The following is a 15,077-nucleotide window of genomic DNA, read 5'->3' on the forward strand; positions in this document are numbered from 1 at the left end:
CGGCTGGGGCGCGGGCAAAGGGGGTGGGTAGATTGGTTTATCACACGGACAATATGCTGCTGACGCCCATCCATGAGGTGCTGCGCGGCGAGAAGAACGATGTGTTCGTCTGCCGGGATATGGCCTCGCCTGTTGAGGCGCGCTATGTGCTTTGGGTGGTGCACGACCGCGCCGCCATCAAAAAGCTGCTGCATATTTTCGAAAACGAGCCACGCGAGCTTTTGGAGGGTGAAACGCCCTTTCTGCGGCAGTTTGCGGACGGGGAAAGCATGGTCTTTCTGTTTGCCTATCGCCCGCCGCGTGAGCTGCTGCGCTTTGCCTTCGGGCAGATGGACAGTGTGCAGGCGCGCGAGCGGGTCAGCATTGATCTGGTCATGGCTTGCCTTGCAAGCCCGATGCCGTTTCCTATCCTCTGCCAGATGCTCGAGCAGGGATGCGTCAATATTGCAGCGGACGGGTCGCTCTATTTTACATATGCGGTCGATCTGGCCGCGCTGAATGAGGCGGACGACGAGGCGGTCTGCACCGACCTGTGCGTTGGTCTGGTGCTGCGGCTGCTGGAGGAAAACAAAAGGCTGAAAAGTATGCGGCTGCTGCATATGAAGCTGGAAAAATCGGCCTATCACGATCTGACCGAACTGTACCGGGATATCCGGCTGACCGTCGTGCCGGACAAGCGCGCCTCGCTGCTTACCCGTCTGCGGGGCGTCTGGCGGCGCAACAGGGATAAGTGGTTTCGCTGGCTGCTGGCGGTCTCGGTGCTGATCGTGGTATTCACGTTGTTTGTGCTGCTGTCGCAGCTGATTTTTGGCGAAGTGCCGCTTTTTCGCCTGTTTGAGCATTCGATGGATGTGGTCGGAACGGAAGTGCTGGCCAGAAAATGATAAAACGCCGCTTCCGGCGGTCTGGAGGGAGAACATGCGATGAGGAAGAAGGGACTGGCGATTGCCGTGCTTGTGCTGTTGTGCGGCAGTCTGTGCGCTCTGCTGCTGCCGGTCGACCTGCTGCCGATTGCGAAAGCCTCGCCCGGCATGGCGCTCAGCACCGGCGGAACGGCTTATCTGGCATATAATGATGAAAAATACTCCACTATTATAGGTGTGGACGCGGACGGCCGGGTGCTGACCTGCTACCGGGAGAAAAATCGCGTGAACGGGGAGCGCACGGCGGTTGGCGCGCTGGCTGAGTGGGACGGCTGCGTGTATTTCATCCGCGCGCGCGGCAATGTGGGTCTGGCGGACTTCAGCGGCTGGGAGGTGGCCTCGCTCGACCCGGCAAGCGGGGAGGCGGCCTTGCTGCTGCGAGACAATACCGCCGGGCTGCGGGTGAGCAGCCTGTCAGTGAGTGACGGCATGGTCTACCTCGGCTGCATCAGACAGAGCCGTAAAGCCGGCGCGCCGGTCGATGTACTCGAGCTTTACCGCCTTAATCCGGCGGATGAGAACGCAGCGCTGCTTTTGGTGCTGTCAGCCGATGTACCGGCAGGCAAAATGGCGGTGAGCGCCGTGCACAGCGGCGGCGGCACGCTGTGCGCGCTGCTGTCGGACGGCAGTCTGGTGCGCAGCAGCGGGCAGGGAACGCAGCTGGTCGCGCTGCCGGAGGAGGCCATGCCGCTGGGTGAGCTATCTGCCGCAAGCGGCTATCTTTGGGTGCGCGGCGCGCAGCAAGGACAGTTTTTGACCGGTACCTCCGCGCGGCTTCACAGCAGGACGCTGTCGGAGAATGTGCTGTCGGGCGTGGCAACGCCAAGTCAATTGGTCATGCGCGTCATGGCTGGGGAAAACGGCGCGGTCGCGCTGACGCGGTCGGCGGGCGAGAGCGTGACGATGTGTACGCGGCTGCATGTGCCGCTCACCATGCGGCTACGGCTGCGCTGGCCGGTCATGGCGGCAACGTTTGCCGTGCTGCTTGCGCTGCTGCTCACGCGGGAACTGCTGCACCGTTTGCTGCGCAGCCATCGGCTGCATATCCGCATGACAACCGGCGCGGTTGGCCTGTGCGCTGTGTTTTGCGTGGCTGTGGGGCTGGTCGCGGCGGGCTTTATGGCGCGCGCGCAGAGCGGGCAAACGGCCTTTGAGGCCGCATGGTATGCGCAGAACGCCGCCATGCGGCTGCAAAACGGCGTGGTGGTCGACCAGTCAGGGCAGCTGACGGCGGGCGGGCAGGCACTCGGTGAGCTGCTGGCCATGCAGACGGATGACGCGGGCGCAGCGGTCAGCTATGCCGTCTACACGGATGGCGGCGATGGCCCGCGGCCGGTGTTTGTCTCGCGCGATCAAATAGCGGTCGAGCCGCAGGTGACCGCCTGTGTGAACGAGGCGTGGAGCCGCGGCTATGCGTCGGCGGGGCGGATGTTGCTGGAGGGCAGGCGCACCAGCGTGTGCGCTGTGCCGGTGCGGCAGGTGGGCGAGGTAACGGCGGTCACCGTCTATCTGGTCACAAGCGGCGATGGCAGCGGCGCATTTGCCGACTTTTTGTGGCAGCTGGCAGGTGTCTGTACGCTGCTGCTGGCGCTGTGCGCTCTTTTGCTGGCGCTGCTGATGAAAAAGCAGCTCAGTCCGCTTGCGCCGCTGGCCGCACAGATGGACAGGCTGGCGCTGGGCGATACCAATCTGGAGACCATCTCCTGCACGGACGATGAGCTGGGCAGGCTCTGGCGCTCGCTCAAGGAGCTGTCGGTCGGCGTGGCCATACGGGACTATGAAACCGGCATGACGCTGGAGGCTTGCAGGCGGTTTGTGCCGCATGGCCTTGAGCGCCTGCTCGACCGCGGTTCGATCACCGAGGTTGCCTTTGGCGATCTGACCGTGACCGATGGCGCAATCGGTCTGATTACAGTTGCAAACGGTGCGCGGATGCGCGCGGCGCTGGACGACCGGGGCTTTATGGATTACGTCAACCGGTGTTTTCTGACCATCAGCCGAAGCATCCGCCCGCAGGGCGGCGTGCTGCTGACCAGTGGCTTTGACCTTGGCGCGATCCGTGTCCTGTTCACGGAGCAGGCGGACAAGGGCGTGCGCGCCCTTCTGTCGCTGCTGGGAGAGGTATATAACGGCGGAGCAAAAGCGCCGGACTGCTTTGCGCTGCTGCACAAAACAAGGTTCCTCTATGGCGTGGCGGGTGCGGAGGACGAGGCCTTCCCGTATCTGGCCTCTTCGGAGATCAGCTTTTTCAGCGGCAAGCTGCCGCTGCTGGCTGAGATCGGCTGCCGCCTTGTGATGACAGATGCCTATATGGAAACGCTGCGCGAGCAGTACAGCACGCGCTACATCGGCTTTCTTTCCGCCGACGAGGGGCGCGTACTGTGCAAGCTGTATGAGGTGCTGGACGGCTATGGAGAGATGGAGCGGGCAAAGCGTGTGCAATACGACGCCCGCTTGCAGGAGGCCATCCGGTGCTTTTATCAAAATGACTTTTATCTGGCAAGAAATCTGCTCCTTGCAATTTTGCGTCTCTGTCCGGATGACGGCGTGGCGCGTTGGTACTTATTTGCGTGTGAGCACTATTTTAACGCAGGCGCGGGCGAGCAGGTCAGGTATGATCTGTTTGGCGTAAAGCATTGACGCATCAGCGCAGGACGGCAGGAAGGGAGGGGACAGCGCCTTGAAACGAATATTCGACACGCTGTTTTCCGCCTTTCGGGCAAAGGCGACCGCTTTTTGGAACAGAGTACGACTGCTGTTCACGCTGTCCTTTTGGCAGACCAAGGTCGTTGCCAAGGCGCGGCAGTTCTTCAGCAGGCTGTTTGATGTTCGGCCAAGGGACAAGAACGATTATTATCCGGTCTTTCGCTGGCTGGTCAGTAAACGGTTGGCCTATGCCCTTGTGATCTCGCTGTGTGTCTGCTGCCTGCTGCTCCTGTGGCGGGTCGCCGCCGATTTGATCCCGCGCCGGGACGCAGGCGCTGTCCCCACCTACCGGTATGACTCGCTGCTGCTCAAGTTTTACAACGGGCAGGCGCGCGTGACCGCGCGGGACGGGCATGTCGCTTATGTCGGCGCGGTCGAGCGCGGCGCGGCAGAAGGGCAGGGCAGCCTGTATAACAGCAGCGATGCGCTGGTTTACGAGGGCATGTTTTCCAACAGCAAATATAACGGCACAGGCACGCTGTATTACCCGGGAGGGGGCGTGCGGTATACCGGTAATTTTGTAGACAACCTGTACGACGGCATGGGCAAGGATTACCGTGCAAATGGCACACTGGAATACGAGGGGGCGTATTCGCGCGGCAAGCGCATGGGCGCGGGCAAGCTGTATGGTGCAAGCGGAAACCTCATCTACAACGGCAGCTTTCGCGGCGGTGCGATCGTATTTGACGAGCTTTTGGGCAAGACGATGGCCGAGGCCGCGCAGATGTACATCGGTGCGCAGCTGCTGTACACGACAGAAAGCGAATCCTGCATCGATATGCGCGAAATCGGCGTGGTTTGTGGACTGAAGGACGGCTCAAATTCGCTCGAACCGGAATGGAAGATTGACACGGTGTTCATCCCGCGCGGTGAGCTGCTACTGGATGGTCAGCTGTGCAGGACGGTCAGTGAGGCCGCCGCGCAGCTCGGCTTGAGCGAGTACGAGGGTGAGACACCCGTGCTGCTGCCCGAGGCCGTTGTCATCAACCTGCTGGAGGGTGACGGTGCACTGCGCTTTGGCCGGGTGGAAATGGAAAGCGAAGCCGCCTTTGAGGAGGCGATCACCGTCCACTCATATGACAGGGCGTATCTGGCTTATATTTATTCCTTTTCGCGGGACGGCCTGCTGTATACGTTTTATGTCGACCGGCAAAATGGGGAGCAGTTTGATTTTTATTCGATCGCCAAGGCGGAATAGGCAAAGAAAGGAGGCGTCCTATGGCGGGAGTTCATATTTTGCACAGGCTTGCCGCACTGGGCGCGGCGGGTGCGCTGCTGGCGGCGGTCATATGTCCTTCGTATGCGGCGGCGGCAAATAAAACGCTGTCCCTGCCGCAGGCGCAGCAGCTTGCCGTGTCGAGCAGCAGGGACATCGCAAAGCAAAGCAACGCGCTCACGCTGCAAAAGATGAAATATGTGGAAGCGGTCGCTGCAATCAAGGCCAAGGTGAAAAATCTGCGCTCCTTCCGCTGGACGCCGCTGCTCTCCTTCAAATTTCCCGAGGCGCTGAATCTGACCGAGGAGTATGATCTGAATATCAAGCCGCTGACCTTGCAGGCGGATATCACGACTATGCAGCATAAGCTGAGCGACCTGCGGTACGCGGCGCTGCTGGAAGCGAATAACGCCTATCTGAAGGCATATGTCTTGCAGGAAAAGACCGGCTTTACAGCACAGCTGCTGGATACCGCACGGGAGGAGTTGGCGCGTAACCGGCTGCGCCTGCGTACCGGCGAGGCGACACAGGCCGATATCGACAAGATGGAAAAGACGGTCAGCACGCTCGAAAACGAGCTTGCCACGCAGCTGCGCCATTTCGAGACTGCCAAAAGCGACTTGTCCGATGTAATCGGCATGGATGTGACGACCGGCCACACCCTGCAAAACAACATGTTCACCGCAGCCATCCCGCGGGAGCAGCTTGAGAGCATCACCGCCTACACGCTGGACAATGACCACGAATACTATGCGGCCAAAATGACGGCCTCAACGGCGCGGCTCAACCTGAACGCCTATGAAAGCCTGATGAAAAGCCAATATGGCGGCAAGATGAACCGTATCATGCCCTTTGTCAATGCCGCAAAGCAGGGACAAGATATCGACTACGCGGCCTTTCAGATTGCGTATCGGGAGATGTTGACCGAGCTGGATCGTCCTTGGGCGGGGGAGTTCCGCATCCTGTTTCTGCGCTTTACCAAGGAGTGGCTCAAGGGTGAGATATCGGGCACGCGCTACATAGAGGATGAGATGTATGCGCTGTACACGGCCTGTATGGAGTATGGAAACGCAAAGACCGACCAGCAATCGGCCGAGAGGGCGCTGCGCAAGGAGGTCGCCGTACAGTATGAAAATATCGTGTCGGCCGAAAACGCTTACCGCGCGGTGCGGCAAAATGTTGCGGAGCTGGAGGCGGATTATAGCCGCCTGCTTGCGCGCAACCGTATGGGCAGAACGACCTACGAGGAGCTCAGCGATAAGCAGGCTGAGTACAGGCAGGCGCAGATGGAGGCGATGGAGCAGTTGGCGGCCTATAATGAGCTGCTCTATGCTTTCGACCGGCTGACCTGCGGCGCTGTGACCAAATATTTCAAAGGGGAGAGCCTGTCGGCGGACGCGGGCGCGGCGGCGGACAGCTTTGCTGAGATCGACACGCCGGACGGCGCATATTATCATCTGTATACCTCGGTGGAGGATATGGTGTTCACGTTCGGCATCGAGATACCTGAAGGCTATGAGCCGATGGTGACCGACTTCGAACTATGGTATGAGGGACAGCAGATCGGTGAGAAGACGCCGGCCGGGCAGGAGATACGTCATCTGGCGCTCGATTACGGAGAGACCTCAGTTTTAACTGTCCGCTTGTTTGATGGGGAGCGCTTTGTCGGTGAATGCGAGATCGACGCGCGCGTGCCGCGGGACACGCTGGACGTTTTCTCGGCGCGTGAGCCGGATGAGCAGGCGGTCAAGATCGGGACATACAGCCTGTCATCACGGCCGGTCGGCGCGCTGCATATGACCGAGCTTACCCTGTCGATCAACGCGGTCGAAGGGGCGCGGTATTTCCGCCTTGTGTACCGCGGCGGCGAGCCGGTAGGCTCGGCTGAGCCGGTTGCGATAGACGATGCGTTTCGCTATTTGACCATGCTGGCAAACAGCATCGAGGAGGTCTCGGTCATCCTGTATGACCAAAACCAACAGGAGCTGTACACCGCATACCTGCGTGAGGACGGGCAGACAGTCTGGCGCGGTGCGGCAGAATGACCAAGGAAGGAGGCTGCCATGAACAAACGAAAAAGGCTCGTCTGGTTTATCGTGCTGGCGGCTGTGCTGGCGGCCAGCGTGGCGGGCGTGATGTCAAGCGCCGTGTGGAATGAGGAACAGGCGGTGCAGTTTACCGCAGCAAAATACAGCGGTGTAGAAGATTCGACGCTGCTGGTCGGCACACATCTGATCCATCTGAGTGCACTGAACGACGCGATTTACGCGACCGCGCGCAAGTCGGCGGAGGAGTCCGGTCAGCAAAACGTCTATTACAAGTCGGAGATGGCTGATGGCGCCTGGTTTGATATCACAACGGCCGCAAGCCTTGCTGATATCACAACAGGTGGCACGCCGGTACCGCCCGACGCGCTGACCGGACTGTACCTGACGCACCATACCAAATCGGACGGTAAGACCTACGCACTCCGCACCGGGCAGCAGGTCAGCCTGCAGGATATCAACGACCCCTACAATTTGGAAGGGCTGGATGAGCTGTTTCCGCTGAGGAACCAGTATGAGCTGCTGCGTGAGCAGCAGCGGGACAGCGCTGCTGGCAGGAAAAAAATAGATCGCATCGAGCAAATCTACGCGCTCGAGCTGCATAACGATACGACCGGGCAGGCCGACCAATGGCTGGCTGCATTGCAGCGGTATTATAATGTGCTGGCTGACAATGACGGCGGCGCGGAGGAGATGGATGCGGTGCAGAGAGTGATGGATGCGGCGGATGCCGAGCGCCGCGTGGCTGTGTACACCATCGTCGAAGCCGAGCTGAAGGCCTATCTTGCCGAGCTGACCAGCATGGCGGACACCCAGAATGAGGACGGCGAGACCGTCGCGGCGGAGGGTGGAGACAGCGCGCTGCAGGCGGCGGCAAACGAGAGCTATGCCAATATTACAAGCGCGTTGATCGAATATGAGGGCAAGCTGCTCGACCCGGGGATGACGATCGCAAGCGAGGAGACTTACAGCCTGTCCCAGCAGCTCATCGTGGAGGCCATGGCAGACAATCACAGCGCGTGTGATGTGGTCGTGGCCAAGCTGCTGGCGCTGGGCAACATCCAAAAGGGCGCGGTGGTCGACCGGGAGACCGAGCTGGGCGAGCTGAACGATGTGCTGCTGCCCAAATCGGCCGATGCGTATGTGGCCGTGCTGCAAAGCGGCGAAACGGCTGAGTACCGCACGGCCAAGGCCGGGCAGTCCGCGCAGGCGCTGCTGGCCAGCCTGCGTAAGCAGGGCGTCAGCAAGGCAAATACCGCCCGCGCAGAGCTGGAAGCGTATATCGAAGCAGCATGTCTGCGCCTGACCAATGCGGAGGGAATGCGCTTTCTCGATACACGGCTGGAGCAGGCGCTGACCTACCACGATAAGGTGGCCGATGACGATTTTTCGGAGGAAATGGACGGCACGGTGGACGCACATATTGCGTTTTTGCAGCAAAAAAAGCGCGCGCTCGAGCAAAACGCGGGCGGTAACGAGCTTGACAAAAAGCTGGCCGAAAAAAGCAGCCTGCAAATGCAGCGGATGAGCGCCTTGGATAAAAACGATCTGACCGGTGCAAAGGCCTTGGAGGAGCAGATCGCAGCGCTGGATACGGCGATTGGTGCGCTGCAAGCCGAGCAGAGCAGCGCGCTGGCTGCGCTGCAAAAGCAACGCAGCGATTTGCAGAAGCAGATCAATGCAGCGGGCGACGACGCAGATACCGCCAAGCTGCAAAGCCAGCTTAACGCGCTGGATGCCGAGCTGGCCGGGGTGAGGGCAGTGATGACTGATGGCTCGGTCGGCAGCCTGATCGGCACGCTGCAAAAGGAGTGCGCAGATATCATTGATACCGGGAACAACGATAAGGCTGCGCTTGGCACACTATCCGACAAGCTGCGCACGCTCGGCAGCCTGCTGGACGGCAACGCGGCTGCGGTTTTCCCGGTGCTCAAGGAGCTGCATGGCAAAATGGCGTTTGCGCGCGATGTCAATGGCGACAACAGCTATAACGACGCGCTCGAGCTGGTCGAGGGCTTTATTCTCGACGGCGCTTTGGCGTATGAGGATGCGCTGCGCGCCGACCGCCCGGTGGATGCGCTGAACGCCTTGCTGGACGGTGCCACACTGAGCGGCTTGGACGCGGAGCAGCAGGCAGTCGCGCGTGTGGCGGCGCTGTCGGCCTATGCTGTTCAGACGGGCTCAAAAAATGCACAGACCGAGGCAGCGGCAGCGGCAAACCGTGCGCTGGCCGTTGGCAACCCGTATGTGTTCGGCGCGCTCAGCGACGGTGTGGCCGATTTTATCCCAACACAGGTGCTCGGCATAGCCAGCGGCATGCGCCATGTGTGGAACAACCGCTATCAGGCGGCAACACTCGCGCGGGGGCTGGACTATTACACCTTCTCGGCCTATTCGGATATCGTCGAACGGGATAAGACCGGGGACAAGGTCGAGTACTTGTCCAGACCGACCAAATATAAAAACGCCATCTATGTGCCGGAGGATTACGCGATGGAGCAGTTCGGTACACAATGCGAGCCGGTTTTTGGCACGGACTTGGCTGTGGCGCTTAACGAAACAATGACGGCTGCGGCCGGCCAATTGCTGGCCGCGCTGCTGGCCGGCTGACAGGAGGGAGAGATGCAGCGTGGCAGATTATCCGATTATAGCGGATGTTTCCAATTATATCGTGCGTATGCTGCGGGAAAAAATGTGCCCGGAGCCCATCCCGTCGCCCAATAACATTGAAATATCCACCCCGGCGGACAGCGATGTGGACTATATCCTCGGCCTGTACCTCTTTGATGTGCGTGAGGAGGGTGAGGTCGCCGTGCCCGCGCTGGTGCACAGCGGCCGCACACGGCTGCGCAGGCCGTCCCATCCATACAGCCTGTACTATATGCTGTTTTTGAACGGCTCCTCGCAGATGGGACTGAAGGGCGGCGATATGCAGAAGATCATCGGCAGGGCGGCGCAGATCGTAAATGACCGTTCGGTCGTCTCGCCGCGGACGCTGCAAGCATGGCTGGAGGATGACGAGCCGCCTATTGTGCTGTCGCCCGCCCGGATGAGCCTGGAAGAAAAGGTTCGTGTCTGGTCGGCGATCAACAAGCCCTATCAGGTCAGCCTGTTTTATAAGGCTGCACCCGTGTTCCTATCCAGCGAGGTCGTAGTTGACACGCCGCGCGTGATCGATGCAGAGATTCGTCTGAATATCCGCTAAAAGCGGGCGGGTTGATACCCACACAGAAGGAGAAGGAGGCTGGTAATGGAGCAACCAGTAGTCATAAGGCACAGGGCGGGGCTGATCGTGCGGCTGATTGACACGGCCACCGGGCAGGAAATCGTGCAGGCGGGCGGTACATTCGTGCGCGACGGCGGGCGGGTGCATCCGATGCAGCGGCCGGACGGTATGCTGGTCTTTTCGGATTTTTCCGCGCAGGACTGCACGTTTACCGTGCAAACAACACGTTTTCTACCCAAAACCGTACAGCTTTCCGCGGAGCAGCTGGCGCAGCGTCCGCCGCTGGTCGAGCTGCACCTGATACCGGATGAGACCTACGCAGCGCGGTATCCATGCTGTACGCTGTCCGGCGTGCTGGACGGGATAGAGCAGCTCGATGCGGTGCGCATGGGTGATAAGACCTGCCTCGCGCGTGCATTTGACGAGCGGCGGCAGATATTCCATTTATTCAATCCGCACCATCTGGTGCTCGACCGTACCTATTACGCGGTGGTCGACCCGGATGCTTGCAGATATGAGCCGATCGAGATCACAGAGCATCTGAGCGGTGAGAAATTTCGTCTCGCCGCGCCGCTGCAAAGGCCGTTCGGCAACCATTTTCCGGTGGCGCGGCGCGTGCTGGGCGCGGTGCGGCGGTCGGGCGAATATGTCTTTCGCGTGCCGGAGGACAGCACACGCACGCGCTGGCTGGTTCGCTGGCGCAGGGAAGGAGAAGAATTCTTCCAAACGGTCGATTTTGCGCTGCCGGATACCATGACGCTCGTCTCTCCGCCCACAGCGGCGGAGGCAGGCGAAGACTGAAAGGAGGGGACGCTTCTATGGCGACAGCGGTGGTTGCGGGGGCTGCGGTGCAATGCACGATGGGTTCATCACCGGGACAGATTCTCGTCACCTCGCAAATGATGGTGCTGGCCGGCGGCAGACCGGCAGCAACGATAATGGACGCCGCGCCGGTGACCAATATCACACCCTGCGGGATGTGCACGTCGCTTGCCAACCCCACGGTCGCGGCGGCAACAGCGGCGGCACTTGGGGTGCTCACCCCTATGCCTTGCGTTCCCGCTCCGATGGGTGTCTGGAGCTGCGCAGGTACACCGCTGATCGGCGGGATGCCGGCGCTCTCGAGCGAGGCGACTCTGACATGCGCGTATGGCGGCTGCCTGCGCGTGATTTCCCCCGGCCAAGCGATTGTCAATTATTAGCATCGTTTGTTCCATTGCGTTTCATTATAAAAAATGAACATATAGAAAGGAGGCCGGTTTTAAGACAACGCGCTTAAAACCAGAAACAAGATGGCTGAATACTTATCTCCCGGCGTTTATGTGGAGGAATATGATTCCTCACCCCGCGCGATCGAAGGCGTCGGCACTTCGACGGCGGGCTTTGTGGGCATGGCGGTCAAGGGGCCGACGATCGGCGCGCCCAGCCTTGTGACCAGCTTTGCGGATTTTCTGCGCCAGTTTGGCGGTTACCTGAGCGAGTACTCTCACGGGGACTATCGCTATCTGGCATACAGCGTCGAACAGTTCTTTGCAAACGGCGGCACACGCTGCTATGTAGCGCGCGTCGTGCCGGAGGACGCTTCGGTAGCCTTCGCCGAGCAGGGCATCCTGCGGGTGAGCGCGGCCAACGAGGGACGTTGGGGCAACCGCATCCGCATCAGCCTGGCAAGTGCCAACCGCCGCAAAATGCAGCTGATCGCCAAGGAAAGCGACACGGTGTACACCGCCAAGTCGGTGGCCGGGTTCGGAGAGGGCGATCTGGTCGAGTTTGCCGGCAAGGTCAACCGCATCGTTTCGATTTTCGACGCCTCGGTCACCTTTGAACAGCCGTTTGAGGGCGAACCGGTCGATATCGACCTTGTGCCCAAAACCGTGCTGTACTCGCTCGAGATGGATGTGACCGTCCGCGCGGACGGCGAGACAGAAAGCTACACCGGCGTGTCTCTCAATCCGCTTTCTGCCAACTATATGCCGCGCCGTATGGCGGGCAGCCAGCTGGTATCGGTACAGCTGGATGAAAGTGACGCGCTGGAAAACCCGGTTTCGGCCATTATGGGCGAGGGGCAGCTGAGCGGCACGGTCACGCTGGCCGGCGGCTCGGACGGCTCACTCTCCGCAATCAACGCGGGCGTGTATATCGGTGTGGACGGCGGGCCGACCAAGCGTACCGGCATTCAGGCGTTTTTGGAAAACGCAGTCGTCAGCATCATGGCGGTGCCCGGCGTCACCATGCCGGAGGTCATCGTTTCGCTCGTGGCGCACTGTGAAAATGAAAAGAGCCGCTTTGCCGTTATCGACATGCCGCGCGACATGATAAAGACCGATGATCTGATGGGCTACCGTGAGATGATCGACTCGAGCTACGCTGCGATGTATCATCCGTGGATACAGGTTTATGACCCGGTCGCTAAAAAGCCCGGCTTTGTCCCGCCCTCGGGCGCGGTATGCGGCGTGTATTCGCGCACGGATGTTGCGCGCGGCGTGCACAAAGCGCCCGCCAACGAGACGGTCAACTGCTCCGGCCTATCCACCTATTACACCACGCGGGAGCAGGATATCCTCAATCCGCGCGGCATCAACCTTATCCGCGCGCTGCCTGGGCAGGGTATCCGGGTCTGGGGCGCGCGCACCGCGTCGAGCAACGCGGCGTTCAAATATGTCAACGTGCGCCGGCTGTTCATCTATGTCGAGCAGTCGATCAAGAACGCAACAGGCTGGGTCGTGTTTGAGCCGAACAACTCCTCGCTCTGGGGGCGGGTGCAGATGACGGTCACCTCCTTCCTCGAGACCATGTTCCGCTCGGGTATGCTGGCCGGCGACACGCCGAGCGAAGCCTTCTTTGTCAATATCGGCCCGGCTACGATGAGTCAGGACGATATCATGAACGGCCGCCTGATCTGCGAGATCGGCATCGCGCCGAGCCGCCCGGCCGAGTTTGTCATTTTCCGCGTCACCCAGTTCACGGCTGAGGCCGGCGGCGGAGAAGCTGCGGAATAAGGCAGTCTGGAATACATGGAAAAGGAGAATAACTAAATGCCTGTACTGAATTCTTCGGGTATGTACTATCCGCTTACAAAAATGAACTTCGTCGTCACTGTCGACTCGGTGAGCGGCTTTGCCGCGTTCAGCGAGGTCACCGGTGTCGATGCAACGGTGGATGTGATCGAGTTCCGGCAGGGCAATGCCGGCTCACTCGCGCCGGTCAAGATCCCCGGTCTGGTCAAGCATGGCAATATCACGCTGAAAATGGGCTACACGCGCGCACAGGATTTCAAGACTTGGATACAGCAGTGCGTCTCCGAGCGCCGCAAGGAGGGCATCCGCCACAATGTGGTGATCGAGCTGATCGACATCGTCTCCAAGGACGCGCCGCAGGCGGTGTCGGACGGCGAGGATTCGACGCTCACTTGGATACTCAAGGACGCATGGGTGTGCAAGTATACCGGTCCCGATTTGAATGCCTCGACCAGCGAGGTTGCCATCGAGTCGGTCGAGCTGGCGTACGAGGAGCTTGTCATCCCGAACTGACGCGCCGCAGCGCTGTGAGCGGCCGGGGCGGGTGCTCCGGCCGCCGGCGGCGTTGTCCGCAGGAGAGACGGCGGTTGGGAAAAAACAGCGCGGCGGTTGCCGCAGAGCAGAAAGGTAGCGCAGAATGACTACGGTATATGAATTTGAATTGCCCAAGGGTTATGTGGACAGTACCGGTGCGGTGCATCGGCGGGGCAAGATGCGGCTGGCCACGGCGGGGGACGAGATCAGCGCAACGCGCGACCCGCGCGTGCTCAGCAACCCCTCTTATCTGACGATCGTGGTGCTGGCCAGCGTGATCACCGAGCTGGAGGGCGTCGAGGCCATCGTACCCAATATCATCGAGCGGTTTTTCACCGCCGATCTCGCGTTTTTGCAGGATATGTACCAGCGGATCAATAATATCGAGCCGCCGACCATGACCGTCGTCTGCCCGGATTGCGGCAAGGTGTTTGAAGCGCCGATAAATTTTACACAAGAGGGGTAAGGCTGTACCCGGAAAAGGAGTTGTACCGCGAGATGTCTTTTATCTCGTATTACTTCCATTGGAGCAGCGAGGATGTGATGCGGCTTGATCACAGCAGCCGCAGGCGCTGGTGTGAGGAGATCTCGCAGATCAACAGCAGCCTGACCCCCTCGGAAAACAAGAAAAAGGAAAAAAGCATCCTTGAATTTGGCAGGCGCGGCAGATAGCGCGGAAAGGAGCAAGCACCATGCCGGACGAAACGACGGGCGGCGGGCAGCCGACAGAGCCCCAAGGCTTGGAGGAGCGGTATGGCGTGGCCTCCGCGCAGAGCCGCGATATCTCGACGGGAAACAGCTTGGTATGCAGCGCGGGCATCAGCCCGGTGCCGAGCTATAATTTCATGCTCCGGGTCGAGGGGATCATGGATCTGCCCTGCAAGTCGGTCAAGGCCTTCTCCAAGGAGCTGGAGTTTGAGCTGATACAGGAGGGCGGCCTGAACGACTATGTGCATATGCGCCGCAAGCCGATCAGCAAGCCGTTTTATTTTGAGGTCGAGCGCTATATCGGGGTGGACTATATCGACCCCCTGCCGCTGGGCGCCGAGTTGCTGCTCCCGGTCATTTTGATCGTCAGCCGCAACGCGGGGCAGTTTTATCCGCTCGCCTCCGCCCGCACATATTTTTTCACCGGCTGCACAGTGACCAAAAAGACCCACGGCGAGATGAGCGCCGACCGGTCGGGCTTGTTTGTCGAAACGACGACCATCGCATACCGGGAGATGGTGTGCCTCAATGGGCCATGGTCGGAGGCGCTGCCCTATATGCCGGAGGATCCTGACCCCAAGCGCTCGCTCAGCCAGCGAAACCAGCTGGCCGAGGATAAAAAGGCGTTTGAAGACGCGCACAAGGCCGCCGCAAGCGGCATGGATGGTGCGGCGGACGAAGAAGGATAGGCGGGTAAAGGAA

The 15,077-nt window shown here is 60.2% G+C and carries 13 protein-coding genes; all 13 read left to right on the plus strand.

All coding sequences use genetic code 11. The annotated features are described in order from the left end of the window. The first annotated feature begins 32 nt into the window (after window positions 1–32). The 13 genes from MR935_RS02965 to MR935_RS03025 all read left to right on the plus strand — a co-directional run bounded on the left by MR935_RS02965 (window position 33) and on the right by MR935_RS03025 (window position 15,064). The gene (locus MR935_RS02965; RefSeq protein WP_290570902.1) at window positions 33–884 is read left to right on the plus strand and encodes a hypothetical protein; all 852 of its coding nucleotides are present in this window, start codon (window positions 33–35) and stop codon (window positions 882–884) included. A gap of 39 nt (window positions 885–923) precedes the next feature. After that, on the plus strand, window positions 924–3,563 hold the full coding sequence (locus tag MR935_RS02970; protein ID WP_290570904.1) for a hypothetical protein: 2,640 nt from the start codon (window positions 924–926) through the stop codon (window positions 3,561–3,563). Between the two features lie 40 nt (window positions 3,564–3,603). Continuing rightward, a complete protein-coding gene (locus MR935_RS02975; protein WP_290570906.1) occupies window positions 3,604–4,827 on the plus strand; it encodes a hypothetical protein in 1,224 nt (407 codons plus the stop codon). Between the two features lie 20 nt (window positions 4,828–4,847). After that, entirely contained in the window at window positions 4,848–6,890 is a 2,043-nt protein-coding gene (locus MR935_RS02980; protein ID WP_290570907.1) for a TolC family protein, read from the plus strand. 18 nt (window positions 6,891–6,908) lie between these two features. Continuing rightward, a complete protein-coding gene (locus tag MR935_RS02985) occupies window positions 6,909–9,500 on the plus strand; it encodes a hypothetical protein (protein WP_290570909.1) in 2,592 nt (863 codons plus the stop codon). A gap of 19 nt (window positions 9,501–9,519) precedes the next feature. Continuing rightward, window positions 9,520–10,095, plus strand: coding sequence for a DUF4255 domain-containing protein (locus MR935_RS02990; protein WP_290570911.1), 576 nt, complete (start codon window positions 9,520–9,522; stop codon window positions 10,093–10,095). Between the two features lie 45 nt (window positions 10,096–10,140). Beyond that, window positions 10,141–10,917 carry a hypothetical protein gene (locus tag MR935_RS02995; RefSeq protein ID WP_290570913.1) on the plus strand — a complete coding sequence of 259 codons (777 nt, stop codon included), beginning with the start codon at window positions 10,141–10,143 and terminating at the stop codon, window positions 10,915–10,917. A 17-nt stretch (window positions 10,918–10,934) separates the two neighbouring features. Then, a complete protein-coding gene (locus MR935_RS03000) occupies window positions 10,935–11,318 on the plus strand; it encodes a DUF4280 domain-containing protein (RefSeq protein WP_290570915.1) in 384 nt (127 codons plus the stop codon). A gap of 90 nt (window positions 11,319–11,408) precedes the next feature. Beyond that, window positions 11,409–13,115, plus strand: a complete 1,707-nt coding sequence (locus MR935_RS03005; RefSeq protein ID WP_290570917.1) for a phage tail sheath subtilisin-like domain-containing protein — start codon at window positions 11,409–11,411, stop codon at window positions 13,113–13,115. Window positions 13,116–13,151: 36 nt separating this feature from the next. Continuing rightward, on the plus strand, window positions 13,152–13,646 hold the full coding sequence (locus MR935_RS03010; protein WP_290570919.1) for a phage tail protein: 495 nt from the start codon (window positions 13,152–13,154) through the stop codon (window positions 13,644–13,646). A 124-nt stretch (window positions 13,647–13,770) separates the two neighbouring features. Then, the gene (locus MR935_RS03015; RefSeq protein WP_290570921.1) at window positions 13,771–14,133 is read left to right on the plus strand and encodes a phage tail assembly protein; all 363 of its coding nucleotides are present in this window, start codon (window positions 13,771–13,773) and stop codon (window positions 14,131–14,133) included. Between the two features lie 2 nt (window positions 14,134–14,135). Next, window positions 14,136–14,339: a DUF6760 family protein gene (locus tag MR935_RS03020; protein WP_320767085.1), complete on the plus strand. Its 204-nt coding sequence runs from the start codon at window positions 14,136–14,138 to the stop codon at window positions 14,337–14,339. Window positions 14,340–14,359: 20 nt separating this feature from the next. Next, on the plus strand, window positions 14,360–15,064 hold the full coding sequence (locus MR935_RS03025) for a hypothetical protein (protein ID WP_290570925.1): 705 nt from the start codon (window positions 14,360–14,362) through the stop codon (window positions 15,062–15,064). Window positions 15,065–15,077: the final 13 nt, after the last annotated feature.

This window comes from Agathobaculum sp. (assembly GCF_022775115.1).
Lineage (GTDB): Bacteria > Bacillota > Clostridia > Oscillospirales > Butyricicoccaceae > Agathobaculum.

What these genes read in the sequence shown, in the direction of transcription:
- MR935_RS02985 (WP_290570909.1), top strand. Translation starts at nt 6,909, where the DNA reads ATGAACAAACGAAAAAGGCTCGTCTGGTTTATCGTGCTGGCGGCTGTG.
- MR935_RS02995 (WP_290570913.1), top strand. Translation starts at nt 10,141, where the DNA reads ATGGAGCAACCAGTAGTCATAAGGCACAGGGCGGGGCTGATCGTGCGG.
- MR935_RS03000 (WP_290570915.1), top strand. Translation starts at nt 10,935, where the DNA reads ATGGCGACAGCGGTGGTTGCGGGGGCTGCGGTGCAATGCACGATGGGT.
- MR935_RS03005 (WP_290570917.1), top strand. Translation starts at nt 11,409, where the DNA reads ATGGCTGAATACTTATCTCCCGGCGTTTATGTGGAGGAATATGATTCC.
- MR935_RS03015 (WP_290570921.1), top strand. Translation starts at nt 13,771, where the DNA reads ATGACTACGGTATATGAATTTGAATTGCCCAAGGGTTATGTGGACAGT.
- MR935_RS03010 (WP_290570919.1), top strand. Translation starts at nt 13,152, where the DNA reads ATGCCTGTACTGAATTCTTCGGGTATGTACTATCCGCTTACAAAAATG.
- MR935_RS03025 (WP_290570925.1), top strand. Translation starts at nt 14,360, where the DNA reads ATGCCGGACGAAACGACGGGCGGCGGGCAGCCGACAGAGCCCCAAGGC.
- MR935_RS02980 (WP_290570907.1), top strand. Translation starts at nt 4,848, where the DNA reads ATGGCGGGAGTTCATATTTTGCACAGGCTTGCCGCACTGGGCGCGGCG.
- MR935_RS02970 (WP_290570904.1), top strand. Translation starts at nt 924, where the DNA reads ATGAGGAAGAAGGGACTGGCGATTGCCGTGCTTGTGCTGTTGTGCGGC.